Source organism: Cupriavidus sp. GA3-3 (genome assembly GCF_000389805.1).
GTDB classification, from domain to species: Bacteria; Pseudomonadota; Gammaproteobacteria; order Burkholderiales; family Burkholderiaceae; genus Cupriavidus; species Cupriavidus necator_D.
In genome coordinates this window covers 21,850-35,299 of sequence record NZ_KB944486.1, presented here as the reverse complement: position 1 = coordinate 35,299, position 13,450 = coordinate 21,850, and the positions used below count along the sequence as shown (strand labels likewise).

Genomic DNA, 13,450 nt, shown 5'->3' with positions numbered 1-13,450 from the left:
TAACCCGTTACTGCACGCCGTGCTCGGCGCGCCAGCCCAGGCCGGCTTCGGTGGTGGTCTTCGGCTTGTACTCGCAGCCGATCCAGCCGTTGTAGCCGATCTCGTCCAGGAACTTGAACAGGAAGCGGTAGTTCAGCTCGCCGGTCCCCGGTTCATTGCGGCCCGGGTTGTCGGCCAGCTGCACGTGCTTGATCTTCGGCAGGTTGGCCTTGATGGTGTTGGCGATCTCGCCTTCCATCCGCTGCATGTGGTAGATGTCGTACTGCACGTACAGGTTGGGCGCATTGACCTGGTTGATCAGGTCCACCGCCTGCTGCGTGCGCGACAGGAAGAAGCCGGGGATGTCGAAGGTGTTGATCGGCTCGACCAGCAGGTCGATATGCTCAGCGGCGAGCGCGCTGGCGGCGAAGCGCAGGTTTTCCACCAGCGTTTCCTGGGCCTGCTCGCGCTTGACGTTCTGCGGCTGGATGCCGACCAGGCAGTTCAGCTGGCGCACGCCCAGCACCTTGGCGTACTTGATGGCCTCGCCCACGCCGTCCTGGAACTCGCCGACGCGGTCCGGGTGGCAGGCAATGCCGCGCTCGCCCGCTTCCCACTTGCCGGCGGGCAGGTTGTGCAGCACCAGGTCCAGCTGGAAGCGGTTCAGGCGGTCAGCGATCTGGTCCGCATGGAAGGCATAGGGGAAGAGGAATTCCACGCCGCGGAAGCCCGCGCGCGCGGCGGCTTCGAAGCGGTCGAGAAAACCGACTTCGTTGAACAGCATGGTGAGGTTGGCCGCAAGTTTAGTCATGAGTCTCTCCGGTTTAGTTGTGTTGTCGTTCTGCCGGTGCAGAACCGGTGATGCAGGGGCGCTGGATTTGCGCGGGCCGTGGCCCGCGCTTCCATGTTGGAATGGTGCCGCTTACGCCGTTTCCACTTCTTCCTTCAGGATCGCTTCCTCGATGTCCTCGAGGTCTTCGATCGGCTCGAATTCGTTGACGTTGTCGATCTCGGTGCCCATCGCGATATTGGTCACGCGCTCCAGGATCACCTCGACCACCACCGGCACCGAGAACTCGGCCATCAGGTCGCGCGCTTCGGCGAAGGCCGGGGCGATGTCTTCCGGCTTGAACACGCGGATCGCCTTGCAGCCCAGGCCCTCGACCACCTTGACGTGGTCCACGCCGTAGCCGTTCAGTTCAGGCGAGTTGACGTTGTCGAAGGCCAGCTGCACGCAGTAGTCCATCTCGAAGTTGCGCTGCGCCTGGCGGATCAGGCCGAGGTAGGAGTTGTTCACCACCACGTGGATGTACGGCACCTTGAACTGCGCGGCCACGGCCAGTTCTTCGATCATGAACTGGAAGTCGTAGTCGCCCGAGATCGCCACCACATCCGAATCCGGCGAGGCGGTCTTCACGCCGATCGCGGCCGGGATGGTCCAGCCCAGCGGGCCGGCCTGGCCGCAGTTGATCCAGTGGCGCGGCTCGTTGACCGACAGGAACTGGGCCGCGGCGATCTGCGACAGGCCGATGGTGCTGACATAACGCACGTCGCGCGGGAAGTACTGGTTCATCTCGCGGTACACGCGCTGCGGCTTGACCGGCACGTTGTCGAAATCGCTCTTGCGCTGCATGGTGCGGCGGCGCTTCTGCACGTCGGCCACCCACGACTTGCGGCACGGCAGGCGGCCGGCCATCTTCATTTCGCGGGCAACTTCAACGAACAGTTCCAGCGCGGCCTTGGCGTCCGACACGATGCCCAGGTCAGGTCCGAACACACGGCCGATCTGGGTGGGTTCGATATCGACGTGCACGAACTTGCGGCCCTTGGTGTAGACATCGACGCTGCCGGTGTGGCGGTTGGCCCAGCGGTTGCCGATGCCCATCACGAAGTCCGAAGCCAGCAGCGTGGCGTTGCCGTAGCGGTGCGAGGTCTGCAGGCCGACCATGCCGGCTTGCAGCGGGTGGTCGTCGGCCAGCACGCCCCAGCCCATCAGGGTCGGCACCACTGGCACGTTGACCAGTTCAGCGAACTCGACCAGCAGATCCGCCGCGTCGGCGTTGATCACGCCGCCGCCGCACACGATCAGCGGGCGCTCGGCCGCGTTCAGCATCGAGATGGCCTTCTCGATCTGGGCGCGCGAGGCTGCCGGCTTGTACGGCTGCAGCGACTGGTAGGTGTCGACATCGAATTCGATCTCGGCCACCTGCACATCGAACGGCAGGTCGATCAGCACCGGACCCGGGCGGCCCGAACGCATGATGTGGAAGGCTTGCTGGAACACTTGCGGCACCAGGGCCGGCTCGCGCACGGTCACGGCCCACTTGGTCACGGGCTTGGCGATCGACTCGATATCGACGGCCTGGAAGTCTTCCTTGTACAGGCGGGCGCGCGGGGCCTGGCCGGTAATGCAGAGGATGGGGATCGAATCGGCCCAGGCCGAGTACAGGCCGGTGATCATGTCGGTGCCGGCGGGGCCCGAGGTGCCGACGCAGACGCCGATGTTGCCCGGCTCGGCACGGGTGTAGCCTTCGGCCATGTGCGAGGCGCCCTCGACGTGGCGGGCCAGCACGTGGTTGATGTTGCCCGACTTGCGCATTGCCGAGTAGAACGGGTTGATGGCCGCGCCCGGCACGCCGAATGCCGTGGTCACGCCTTCCTTCTCCAGCACGGCGATTGCCGCGTCGATTGCTCTCATCTTTGCCATGATCTTGTCTCCAGTGATGGTGTGAATTCCGTTGGAGTCGATCCTATTCCCGCAGGCGGGGTGGGATAAACAGAAGGGAGATCAGTTGATTCGATACCTGGGGTACGCAATATCGCCTTGGAAGCCAGATCGGACGGTCGGCGGGGGTACGCCGGGGTACGCAATTGGATATGTGGTGTGACGGTGCGGGCACGCAGCGCAGCGGTGGGTACGGGGCCGCGCCGGCCGGCCGCCGCAGCGCAGTGCGGCAAAATGGCGGGATTCCTCGCCATCCGGGCCGACCATGTATTCCAGGCTGCCGTCTACTTACGAACTGCTTGAAGCGCTTGCCGCCGTCCCGCCCGGGCCGGCCGCCTACCCTCCGGCGCCGGGCGGCCGCCTCGGGCGCGCGCTGTGGGTGGGCTTTATCGCGGCGCTGGTCGCGACCATCCTGAGTGGCGCGGCCCTGGCCGTCTGGCGGCTGTGGCTGAAGCACCCGGTGCCGCCGTGGTCGCTGCGGACCTTCGAGGCGCTGCTGGCCTTGTCGGCCGCCTGTTACGTCGGCGCCGGACTCACGCGCGCCGGCACCGTGCTGGCCACGCTGCGCCATCCGCTGCGCTGGCAGGCCGCCGAGATGGACCGCCACAGCGTGGCCGAGGATGCGCTGCTGCGCCGGTTGGCGCGCATCCCGCCACAGCAGCTGCAGGCGCGCCAGCGGCGTGTGGTGTTGCAACTGCGGTTGTGGGAAGGTGCTGCGCGCACCCTGGCAGGGCTGCTGGCACTGGCGCCGGCCGCGGCCGTGGTGGCGGCACTGCCGCGCCAGCAGGCCATGGCCGGGACGCTGCTGTGGCTCTACGGCGTGATGGTGGTGACCGGCGCGGCCTGCTACCTGTACCTGCACGTGCAATGCAGCCGGCCGCTGCGGCGGCTGGCCCATGTGCTGGGCGAAGCGGCCGAGATGAACGCGCAGGTCAGGGCGCGGGCGGCTCCGGCCGCCTGATTCCGCACCGGCTTGGGGTGACGCGGCATGCCCCTGGCAGCGGCCCTGACGCGGCCGTATGCGGATGCCGCGATCCTGCCCATCAGCCGCGCAGTGATGCCACATCCCCGGGGATGCCGCACAATGGCGCCCGGGAGACGAATATCCGATGGACAAACTCAAGCAAATCGAAGCCTTTATCGCCGTGGTGGAGCACGGCAGCATGGCGGCCGCGGCGCTCACGCAGAACGTGACGCCGGTGATGATCGGCCGCCGCATCAACGCGCTGGAAGCCCGCATCGGCGTCAAGCTGCTGCACCGGTCCACGCGCCGCATCGCCGTGACCGAGCAGGGCGCGGTGTTCATGGAGCAGTGCAAGAAGGCGCTGGCCGACCTGGACCGCGCCGAGATGCTGATCGCCGAAGGCAAGCACAAGGCCACCGGCCACCTGATCGTTTCGGCACCGGCGGCGTTCGGGCGCAAGCACGTGGCACCGCACGCGCCGGCGTTCCTCTCGGCCAACCCGGAAGTGCAGATCTCGTTCAACCTGACCGACCGCGTGGTCGACCTGGTGCGCGAAGGCTATGACGTCGGCATCCGCATCGGCGGCGCCATCGACCCGAACTTTGTCGCGATCAAGCTGGCCTCGAACAAGCGCGTGGTGTGCGGCACGCCGGCGTACTTCGCCAGGTACGGCGTGCCGCAGACGCTGGACGACCTGGCCCAGCACAACTGCCTGGCGTTCAACCTGCAGGGCGGCCAGCAGCGCGGCTGGTACTTCAGCCAGAACGGCAAGACCGTGACCGTGCGCGTCAACGGCAACCTGGACTGCAACGACGGCGAGCTGCTGCACCGCTGGACCGGCGAGGGCCTGGGCCTGGGCTGGCGCTCGACCTGGGAGATCCTGCCGCAGCTGGAAAGCGGCGAGCTGATCACGGTGCTGGACGAATACGCGCTGCCGGCCTACGACATCCTTGCCGTGTACCCGCAGCAGCGGCCGGTGCCGGCCAAGATCCGTTTCTTCATCGAGCACCTGAAGGCGCAGTTCGCGCGCCCGGGCTACTGGATGGACACGGCGGGCGGCAACTGAGGCCGCCGCCGAGCGCGATGCCGATCACAGCCTGGCTGGCCGACCTGGTGGTCATCGTGCACGGGCTGTTTATCCTGTTCGTGGTGGCGGGCGGCCTGCTGGTGTTGCGCTGGCCGCGTGTCGCATGGCTGCACCTGCCGGCGGCGGTGTGGGGCGTGCTGATCGAATGGTCCGGCTGGATCTGCCCGCTGACGCCGCTGGAAAACATGCTGCGCCGGGCCGCGGGACAGGCGGGCTACAGCGGCGGTTTTGTCGAGCGCTACCTGTTGCCGCTGATCTATCCGGCCGGGCTCACGCCCGCGGTGCAGCTGTGGCTCGGCGCGGTGGTGCTGGTGGTCAACGTGGTGGTCTATGCGTTGTGGTGGCGCCGCCGGCGAGCCGCGCGGCACCACCACTGAGCGGCTTGCTTCAGCCCGCCGGCTCGAAGCGCGGCGCGCGCTTCTGCATATTGGCCAGCACTGCCTCGCGCTGGTTGGGTGAGCCGACCAGCCGGTCCTGCTCGTCGGACTCGGCCTGCAGGATGGCGGCATTGTCGCCGCGCTCCACCACCGCCATCAGGCGCTTGGCCGCGCGGATCGCATCCGGGTTCTTCTGTGCCACCTGGCGCGCGGCTTCCAGCGCCGCGGCGCGCGGGTCGTCGGCGAGGTAGGTGCCCAGGCCCAGTTCGCAGGCTTCGGTGCCGCTCAGCACGCGCGCGCTGTAGATCAGCTCGCGCAGCACGTCGGGGCGCACCAGGCCGCGCGTGAGCACCATGCCGGCCATGTCGGGCACCAGCCCCCACTTCATTTCCATGACCGACAGCCTGGTATCGGGCGCGACGTAGCGTACGTCAGCGCCCAGCGCCACCTGCAGCCCGCCGCCGAAAGCCACGCCGTGGACCGCGGCGAAGACCGGCACCGGCAGTTCGCGCCAGACCATGCACGCGTACTGCGGCCGATTGGACATGCCGTTGGTACGCTTGCCGAGGCGGCCCGCGCCGATGCTGTCGTTGTGGGATTCGCCGCCACCGCCCGACAACATGCCCGCCATGCGGCCCATGTCCAGCCCCGCGCAGAAGGCGCGGCCCTCGCCTGACAGGACCACGGCGCGCAGGTCGGGCATGCGCGCCAGTTGCTCGCCGGTCTCGATCAGCGCGTCGAACATGGCCTGGTCGAGCGCGTTCATCTTGTCGGGGCGGTTCAGGCGGACGTCGGCGACGCCGTCTTCGATGGTGACGAGGATACGTTCGTTGCTGCTGGCGCTCATGCGCTGGCTCCTTGTGATGCGGGTTCTCAACGGCCCTTGAACTGGGGCTTGCGCTTCTCCATGAAGGCGGCTACGCCTTCCTTGCAGTCATCGCTGCGGCTGGCGCGCGACTGCAGCGTGGCTTCCACTTCGAGCTGCGCGGCCAGGTCGTTGTCGAAGCTCTGGTTGAGGGCTTCCTTGATCATGCCGTAGGCCATGGTCGGCATGGTGGCCAGGTGGCGGGCCAGCTTGCCGGCCTCGTCCTGCAGCGCGTCGTCGGCGTGGACCTTCCACACCAGGCCGATGCGCTGGGCCTCCTCGGCATCGATCTTCTCGGCCAGGATGGCCAGCGCGCGGGCGCGCATCTCGCCGGCATAGCGCGGCACGAAGTAGGTGCTGCCGGCGTCCGGGACCAGGCCGATCTTGGAGAAGGCCTGCAGGAAGCTGGCCGAGCGGGCCGCCAGCACCACGTCGCCCGCCAGCGCCAGGCTCATGCCGGCACCGGCGGCCACGCCGTTGACCGCGGTGACGACCGGCTTGGGCATCTGGCGCAGCGCCATGATGATCGGGTGGTAGCGCTCGCGCAGCAGCGTGCCGGAATCGGAGATGCCATCCTTGCCGCGCGCGGCAAGGTCGGCGCCGGCGCAGAAGCCGCGCCCCGCGCCGGTGATCAGCACGGCGCGCACGCCGGCATCGCCGGCGGCGCGCTCAACGCCCTCGCGCAGCTCGCGCATCAGGTCGCCGTTCATCGCGTTGAGCACGTCCGGGCGGTTCAGGGTCAGCGTGGCCACGCCTTCGCTGGCTTGATAGAGGACGGATGCCGTCATGGGTGGTTCTCCTTGTTGCTTGGTCGTGGTTCGGTGCGGGTGCGGAAACTTACTGCGGCTTCTTCAGCGCGTCGGCGGAGGCGTCGCCCAGCTTGCTGCCGCCGTCGCAGTCGAGGATGGTGCCGGTGACGTAGTGCGCGTTGTCGCTGCTCAGGTACATCGCGGCATCGGCGATATCGTCCTTGGTGCCGTAGTCGCGCAGCGCCAGGCGGGCCTTGTAGCGCGCCTCCATCTCGGCCGTGGGCGCCAGCCGCGCCATGCCTTCGGTGTCGGCGATCGGGCCGGGCGAGATGCCGTTCACGCGCACGCCGGCCGGGCCCCATTCCATCGCCAGGCACTTGATCAGCATGTTGATGCCGGCCTTGGCGGCGCAGGCATGGGCCTGGAACATCATGGCGTTGACCGCCTGCGGCGCGGTGATCGCGATCAGCGACGCACCCGGCTTGGCCAGGTGGTCGAAGCTGGCGCGGAACACGTTGAAGGTGCCGAGCAGGTCGATATCGACCACCGTCTTGAAGGCATTGGCCGACATGCCGACCACGGGCGCGAGGAAGTTGCCCGCGGCGCCGGAGATCACCACGTCGATCGGTCCCAGTTTGTCCTGGGCGCGTGCGAAGGCCGCTTCCACTGCGGCATAGTCGCGCACGTCGGCGGCCATGCCGATGGCGGTGCCGCCGGCCGCGGTGATGGTGTCGGCGGCGGCCTGGATGCGCTCGGCGGTGCGGCTGATCAGCGCCAGCTTCGCCCCGGCGCGCGCGAAGCCGTGCGCGATGCCGAGGTTGATGCCAGAGGAGGCGCCGGCGACGAATACGGTCTTGCCGGCAAAGGCGTCGGGGCGGAAGGCACTGGGCATGGGAAGTCCTCTCGATCGATGGTCATGCGATGCGGGCCGCGATCCGGCGTCAGGCAGGACCGTGGCGTTGTGAAATGCAGGGGAGAGCTAGCGCCGGCGGCGTGGCTGCAGCGCAGGTATCGCGCGATGGCGCATGACGGTCTCCATGTTTCTGTTCTGGTGTGCGTCCGCCCCGGATCCTGCGGGGGGCGGCGCCAGCCTCTGGCTCGGGCCTCCGGCATCCTAACCCGAAGCCGGGATTCGATCTCGCGTATTGCCGGCAATGCCGGCCACCGCGGACGCAACAATGGCGGCGCCGGGAATGCCTTCCGGGCGCTGCAACTAGCTGGCGGGAAAGGAAAAAACGGGTGCGGGACTGCGTCGCGGCCAGGCGGCGGGACAGGGCGCCATTCCGCAGCGCAAAACCCAGTCCTCAGAAAAAAGAAAGCCCGCACACCGTTGCAGCGTGCGGGCGGCCTTCCGACGATGAGGTGCCGGAAGGCAGAGTGCTCATGAAGTGCGCCCCCGCGTCTTCATGGCGGGGTCAAGTGTGCGCGCGGGCGGCAGTGGCCGCTTTGACTCACGTCAAGCAGACGCCTACGCGAGCAGCGCGGTCACCAGGTCCTTGCCGCGCGACACCGGCGCGGTTTCCTCGAAATGCAGCGCACCTTCCACGTGGCCCAGGTGGTCCACCATCAGCGTGACGGCCCGCTCGACATCGCCGGCACGGGCGGCCTCGATGAATTCGCGGTGCTCGTCCGACGAGCAGGCCGCGTCGCGGCGCGACTGGTACAGCATGGTGATGACCGCGCTGCGCGTCGACAGCTCGCGCATCATCTCGGTCAGCACGCCGTTGCCGACCACCTCGGCCAGCACGATATGGAAGTCGCCCAGCAGCCGGGTGCGCACCTGCGCATCGTTGCCACCCAGCGCCTTGCGTTCGGCCGCCAGGTGGCGGTCGATGCGCTTGTAGTCGGCCGGGGTCGCCTTGGCAACGAACTCGCGCGCCAGCGCCGCTTCCAGGATGCGGCGCACCGCGAAGACCTCGCGCGCCTCCTCGGCGCTGGGCTTGGCCACGAAGGCACCCTTGTCGGGCACGATCTGGATGACCTTGTCCTTGGACAGCATCAGCAGCGCCGCGCGCACCTTGGTGCGGCTGACGCGGTAGACACTGGCCAGGGCCTCCTCGCGCAGCTTGGTGCCGGGCGGCAGGCGGTGCGAAACGATGGCCGCGACAATGTCTTCGGCGATCGCTTCGGCGGTCATGTCAGGATCGATATGCTCGGGCATGGCAGCGCACTTGCGCAGGGGCTGCGCGGTTGGGGAGATGGCATGATTCTATCGCCCCGGCGCAGGGACCGGAGAACCGGCGGTAACGCCGTCCTCCGCCATCGCGGCCAGGCCAGCATCCAGGTCGGTCGCCTCGATGGCGCCGTTGAGCACGCCATGGGCCCGTTCGCGGTCGATATCCTTCTCCCAGGCGGCCACCACCACGGTCGCCACGCAGTTGCCGATCAGGTTGCCCAGTGCACGCGCGATGCCGATGAACCAGTCCACCGACAGCACCAGCACCAGCCCGATGGCGGGAATCGCCGGGTGTGCCGACAGCGTCGCGGCCAGGATCACGATGGCCGAGCCGGGGATGCCGTGCGCGCCCTTGGAGGTGACCAGCGCCACCGCCAGGATGCCGAGCAGGTCGCCCATCGCCAGCGGCGTGTTGGTCGCCTGCGCGATAAAAACCGCGGCCAGCGTCAGGTAGATCGAGAACGCATCCAGGTTGAACGAGTAGCCGGTCGGGATCACCAGGCCCACCACCGACTTCTTGATGCCCATGAACTCCAGCTTCTTCATCACCTGCGGCAGCACGCTGTCGGACGAGGCCGTGCCCAGCACCACCAGCAGCTCGGCGCGCAGGTAGCGGATCAGCTTGATCACCGAGAAGCCGCACACGCGCATGATGGTGCCCAGCACCACCAGCACGAACACGATCACCGCGCCGTAGAACAGGAATACCAGGAAGCCGAGCTGCTTGAGCGAGCCGATGCCGTACTTGCCCACGGTGAAGGCCACCGCGCCCAGCACGCCCAGCGGCGCCAGCTTGATGATGAAGCCCATCATCTTGAACAGCGTATGCGAGAAGGTGTCGATCAGCCTGACCAGCGGCCGGCCCGGCTCACCCACCAGAGACAGCGCGCAGCCGAACAGGATCGACACCAGCAGCACCTGCAGCACGTCGCCGTTGGCAAAGGCGCCGAACACGGTATTGGGGATCAGCTTGAGCAGGAAGTCGACCGTGCCCTGGTCCTTCACCTTGGTCGCGTTGTCGATAAATCCGGCGATGGCCGACGCATCGAGCGAACGCGGGTCGACATTCATGCCGACGCCGGGCTGAAACACATAGGCCAGCAGGATGCCCAGCGCCAGCGCGATGGTGGTGACGATCTCGAAGTACACCACCGCCTTGATGCCGACGCGGCCGACCTTCTTCAGCTCGCCGGCGCCGCAGATGCCGGCCACCACCACGCAGAACACGATCGGGCCGATCAGCATCTTGATCAGCTTGATAAAGGCATCGCCAAGCGGCTTGAGCTTGGCGGCGAATTCAGGGAATGCCAGGCCGAGTGCCGTGCCAATTACCAGGGCAATCAGCACCTGGCCAAACAGCGAACGGGTGAAGCGGATGTGCAAACGGGGCTGGGGGGCGCCGGGGCGGGGCTGCGAGGGAACTGCATGCTGCATGGTTGTCTCCGTACCGGGCCGGTCCGGCGCCTGTCCATTGGCTGGCGCTGGCTGGCCCATCTGATCCAGGAATCACCGGCGGCCCCGTACTGCTCTACTGGCGGGTGGCTGCCGGCCTTACGTTCCGTGCTGGCTTCCGGGTCGGGAGCGCGCCACTTCGCGGATGGCCCCCCTGTTGAGGCGGAATCCACGCAATCGCCTGTCCGGACCGGATTGTCCGCGGCAAATTGTCTGAACGTGGAAGCGAATATAGTGCATATCATTTTTGTATGCAATTTTTGAATTCACTGTGCTAACATGAATCGCACAGAATAGAGCTTCGGCCCGGGCGCCACGCCCGCGCCGGCAGGCCTTGCGGCAGACGCCGGCGGGTCTTGCCGGACCACCCGCCGCGGCGTTCACGCACTTCCAGCAGGAGACAACGCATGGCAGCAAATCCGTCGCCGTCCGCCGCAGAGACTGGCACGCGCATCATGGCCTGGGCCGACGCCCTGGCCGTCCACACCGAGCAGCCCGGCATGCTCACCCGTACCTACCTGACCGAGGCCCACCACGGCGCCGCCGCGCAGCTGACCGAATGGATGCAGCAGGCCGGCATGACGGTGCGGCGCGACGCCGCCGGCAACGTGATCGGCCGCTATGAGGGCACCTCGCCCGATGCGCCGGCGCTGCTGACGGGCTCGCACTTCGACACCGTGCGCGACGGCGGCCGCTATGACGGCAACCTCGGCGTGATCCTGCCGATCGCGTGCGTGGCCGAATGGAACCGCCAGGGCAAGCGCTTCCCGTTTGCGATCGAGGTGGTCGGCTTTGCCGAGGAAGAGGGCGTGCGCTTCAAGGCCACGCTGCTGGGCAGCCGCGCCATCGCCGGCACCTTCGACAACAACGTGCTGGACAACGTCGACGACAGCGGCAAGACCATGCGCCAGGTGATGCGCGAGGCCGGTTTCGACGCCACTGCCTTGCCCGCCGCCAGGCATGACAGCAGCAAGGTCGCGGCCTTCATCGAAGTCCACATCGAACAAGGTCCGGTGCTGCTCAATGAAAACCTGCCGGTGGGCGTGGTGACCGCAATCTCCGGCGCCACCCGCTTTATCGTCGAGCTCGAAGGCCTGGCCGGCCACGCCGGCACGGTGCCGATGGACATGCGCCGCGACGCCGCCATGGCCGGGGCCGAGATCGGCCTGTATATCGAGAAGCGCTGCGGCGGCAAGCCGGGCCTGGTCGGCACGGTCGGCCAGTTCAACGTGCCCAACGGCGCCGCCAACGTGGTGCCGGGCCGCGCCGTGTTCTCCATCGACATCCGCGCCGGCGCTGACGCCGAGCGCGAGGCCGCCGTCAACGACGTGCTGGCCGAGATCGAGCGCGTGTGCGCGCGCCGCAACGTGCGCACGCAGGTGCGCAAGACCCATGAGGCCAAGAGTGTTCCCTGCGCCCCGTGGCTGCAAGAGCAATGGGCCGCCGCGATTGCCCGCCAGGGCGTGCCGGTGCGCCACCTGCCGTCGGGCGCCGGCCACGACGCCATGGCCATTGCCGCCATCGCCGACGTCGCCATGCTGTTCGTGCGCTGCGGCAACGGCGGCATCAGCCACCATCCCACCGAAACCATGACCGCCGAGGACGCCGCCCTGTCCGCGCGCGTGTTCAGCGATTTCGTCGAGCACTTCCGCCTGCCGCAGTAAGCCAGCGCAGATTCCCCGGAACCCACCCGAACCCCTCCGTAGTTGAGAGAACAAGTCATGACCGCACGAGACAATATGAACCCCACTGAAACCACGCTGACGCAGTTCATCGACCAGCACCGTCCGGAACAGGAAGCCTTCCTGGCCGAACTGGTCAAGGTGCCCTCGGACAACCCCGCAGGCGACTGCGACGCCCATGGCAAGCGCGCCAAGGAACTGCTGGAGGGCCTGGGCTTCACGGTGGAGGCGCACAAGGTGCCGGACGAGCTGGTGAAGGCAGCCGGCATGATCAGCGCCACCAACCTGATCGTGCGCAAGCAGTTCGGCACGGGCGGCCCGACCATCGCCATGAACGCCCACGGCGACGTGGTGCCCCCGGGCCTGGGCTGGACCAAGGACCCGTACGGCGGTGAAGTGGCCGACAGCGAGCACGGCCCGGTCATGTACGGCCGCGGCGTGGCGGTATCCAAATCTGACTTCGCCACCTACACCTACGCCGTGCTGGCGCTGATGGAAGCAGAGAAGCAGGGCGCCAGGATCAACGGCGCGGTCGAGCTGCAGTTCACCTATGACGAGGAAACCGGCGGCGACATCGGTCCCAAGTTCCTGCTCGACAACAACCTGAGCAAGGCCGACTACGCCATCTCGGCCGGCTTCTCGTACGGCATCACCTCGTCCCACAACGGCTGCCTGCACGTCGAAGTGACGGTCAAGGGCAAGCAGGGCCACGCCGCCATGCCGCATACGGGCGTGGATGCGATCGAAGCCGCCACCCACATCCTGCAAGCCATCTACGGCCTGCGCGCCGAGCTGGCCACGCGCAAGTCGAAGGTGCCGGGCATCGACACCGCCACGCTGAACGTCGGCCTGATCAAGGGCGGCATCAATACCAACGTGGTGCCTGACCTGGTGACCTTCCGCGTCGACCGCCGCATGATCCCCGAGGAAATCGGCTTCGACGCCGAAGGCGAGATCCGCGCCGTGGTGGAAAAGGCCGCCAAGGACCGTCCGGGCATCGAAGTGAAGGTCGAGCGCATCATCCTGGCCGAGCCGCTGTCGGAACTGCCGGGCGTGGAAAAGCTGATCGGCGCGCTGAAGAGCCGTGCCGAGTCCGTATTCGGCGTGGAGATCCCGGTGCAAGGCGTGCCGCTCTACACCGACGCGCGCCACTACACCAAGCGCGGCATCCCGACCGTGCTGTACGGCGCCGGCCCGCGCACGCTGATGGAAGCCCGCGGCCATAACTCGGACGAGAACCTGCGCCTGAACGACCTGAACCGCGCGACCAAGGTGGTGGCGCTGGCGCTGTCGGACCTGATGAAGTAAGTCATTTCGATTGAGCCGGACCGCCAACAGGCAGTCGGCCAACGCAAAAGCGCCACGGAGACCCCGTGGCGCTTTGCTTTCTTGTT

Annotated in this window: 12 protein-coding genes; 5 read left to right on the top strand and 7 right to left on the bottom strand. The window is 67.5% G+C overall.

The window, feature by feature from the left end; translation table 11 throughout:
* Positions 1-7: 7 nt before the first annotated feature.
* Complete coding sequence (hyi, locus tag C265_RS20785; protein WP_010812148.1) at positions 8-790, bottom strand: hydroxypyruvate isomerase; 783 nt, start codon at positions 788-790, stop codon at positions 8-10.
* Positions 791-901: 111 nt separating this feature from the next.
* Positions 902-2,686 (bottom strand): glyoxylate carboligase, encoded by a 1,785-nt coding sequence (gene gcl / locus C265_RS20780; RefSeq protein WP_010812147.1) that lies wholly within the window; start codon positions 2,684-2,686, stop codon positions 902-904.
* Between the two features lie 283 nt (positions 2,687-2,969).
* Between gcl and C265_RS20775 the strand changes: the two genes are divergently transcribed.
* The 3 genes from C265_RS20775 (at position 2,970) to C265_RS20765 (ending at position 5,132) form a co-directional block, all read left to right on the top strand.
* Entirely contained in the window at positions 2,970-3,665 is a 696-nt protein-coding gene (locus C265_RS20775) for a hypothetical protein (protein ID WP_010812146.1), read from the top strand.
* A gap of 148 nt (positions 3,666-3,813) precedes the next feature.
* Positions 3,814-4,734: a LysR family transcriptional regulator gene (locus tag C265_RS20770; RefSeq protein ID WP_010812145.1), complete on the top strand. Its 921-nt coding sequence runs from the start codon at positions 3,814-3,816 to the stop codon at positions 4,732-4,734.
* 17 nt (positions 4,735-4,751) lie between these two features.
* Positions 4,752-5,132: a DUF2784 domain-containing protein gene (locus tag C265_RS20765; protein WP_010812144.1), complete on the top strand. Its 381-nt coding sequence runs from the start codon at positions 4,752-4,754 to the stop codon at positions 5,130-5,132.
* 10 nt (positions 5,133-5,142) lie between these two features.
* Here the strand turns inward: C265_RS20765 and C265_RS20760 are convergent, their stop codons facing one another.
* From C265_RS20760 to C265_RS20740, 5 genes are all read right to left on the bottom strand, one after another.
* A complete protein-coding gene (locus tag C265_RS20760) occupies positions 5,143-5,979 on the bottom strand; it encodes a crotonase/enoyl-CoA hydratase family protein (protein ID WP_010812143.1) in 837 nt (278 codons plus the stop codon).
* A 26-nt stretch (positions 5,980-6,005) separates the two neighbouring features.
* Entirely contained in the window at positions 6,006-6,785 is a 780-nt protein-coding gene (locus tag C265_RS20755) for an enoyl-CoA hydratase-related protein (protein WP_010812142.1), read from the bottom strand.
* A gap of 49 nt (positions 6,786-6,834) precedes the next feature.
* On the bottom strand, positions 6,835-7,638 hold the full coding sequence (locus C265_RS20750) for an SDR family oxidoreductase (protein WP_010812141.1): 804 nt from the start codon (positions 7,636-7,638) through the stop codon (positions 6,835-6,837).
* Between the two features lie 576 nt (positions 7,639-8,214).
* Positions 8,215-8,907, bottom strand: coding sequence for a GntR family transcriptional regulator (locus C265_RS20745; RefSeq protein ID WP_010812140.1), 693 nt, complete (start codon positions 8,905-8,907; stop codon positions 8,215-8,217).
* Positions 8,908-8,955: 48 nt separating this feature from the next.
* A complete protein-coding gene (locus C265_RS20740) occupies positions 8,956-10,356 on the bottom strand; it encodes a C4-dicarboxylate transporter DctA (protein ID WP_010812139.1) in 1,401 nt (466 codons plus the stop codon).
* A gap of 425 nt (positions 10,357-10,781) precedes the next feature.
* Here C265_RS20740 and C265_RS20735 point away from each other — a divergent pair, with 425 nt between their 5' ends.
* Positions 10,782-12,038 (top strand): allantoate amidohydrolase, encoded by a 1,257-nt coding sequence (locus tag C265_RS20735; RefSeq protein ID WP_010812138.1) that lies wholly within the window; start codon positions 10,782-10,784, stop codon positions 12,036-12,038.
* A gap of 57 nt (positions 12,039-12,095) precedes the next feature.
* Entirely contained in the window at positions 12,096-13,364 is a 1,269-nt protein-coding gene (locus tag C265_RS20730) for a M20/M25/M40 family metallo-hydrolase (RefSeq protein ID WP_010812137.1), read from the top strand.
* The last annotated feature ends 86 nt before the right edge of the window (positions 13,365-13,450 follow it).

Coding starts and splice junctions, on each gene's coding strand:
- C265_RS20750 (WP_010812141.1), bottom strand. CDS start 7,638: ATGCCCAGTGCCTTCCGCCCCGACGCCTTTGCCGGCAAGACCGTATTC.
- gcl (WP_010812147.1), bottom strand. CDS start 2,686: ATGGCAAAGATGAGAGCAATCGACGCGGCAATCGCCGTGCTGGAGAAG.
- C265_RS20760 (WP_010812143.1), bottom strand. CDS start 5,979: ATGAGCGCCAGCAGCAACGAACGTATCCTCGTCACCATCGAAGACGGC.
- C265_RS20755 (WP_010812142.1), bottom strand. CDS start 6,785: ATGACGGCATCCGTCCTCTATCAAGCCAGCGAAGGCGTGGCCACGCTG.
- hyi (WP_010812148.1), bottom strand. CDS start 790: ATGACTAAACTTGCGGCCAACCTCACCATGCTGTTCAACGAAGTCGGT.
- C265_RS20740 (WP_010812139.1), bottom strand. CDS start 10,356: ATGCAGCATGCAGTTCCCTCGCAGCCCCGCCCCGGCGCCCCCCAGCCC.
- C265_RS20730 (WP_010812137.1), top strand. CDS start 12,096: ATGACCGCACGAGACAATATGAACCCCACTGAAACCACGCTGACGCAG.
- C265_RS20745 (WP_010812140.1), bottom strand. CDS start 8,907: ATGCCCGAGCATATCGATCCTGACATGACCGCCGAAGCGATCGCCGAA.
- C265_RS20775 (WP_010812146.1), top strand. CDS start 2,970: ATGTATTCCAGGCTGCCGTCTACTTACGAACTGCTTGAAGCGCTTGCC.
- C265_RS20735 (WP_010812138.1), top strand. CDS start 10,782: ATGGCAGCAAATCCGTCGCCGTCCGCCGCAGAGACTGGCACGCGCATC.
- C265_RS20770 (WP_010812145.1), top strand. CDS start 3,814: ATGGACAAACTCAAGCAAATCGAAGCCTTTATCGCCGTGGTGGAGCAC.
- C265_RS20765 (WP_010812144.1), top strand. CDS start 4,752: ATGCCGATCACAGCCTGGCTGGCCGACCTGGTGGTCATCGTGCACGGG.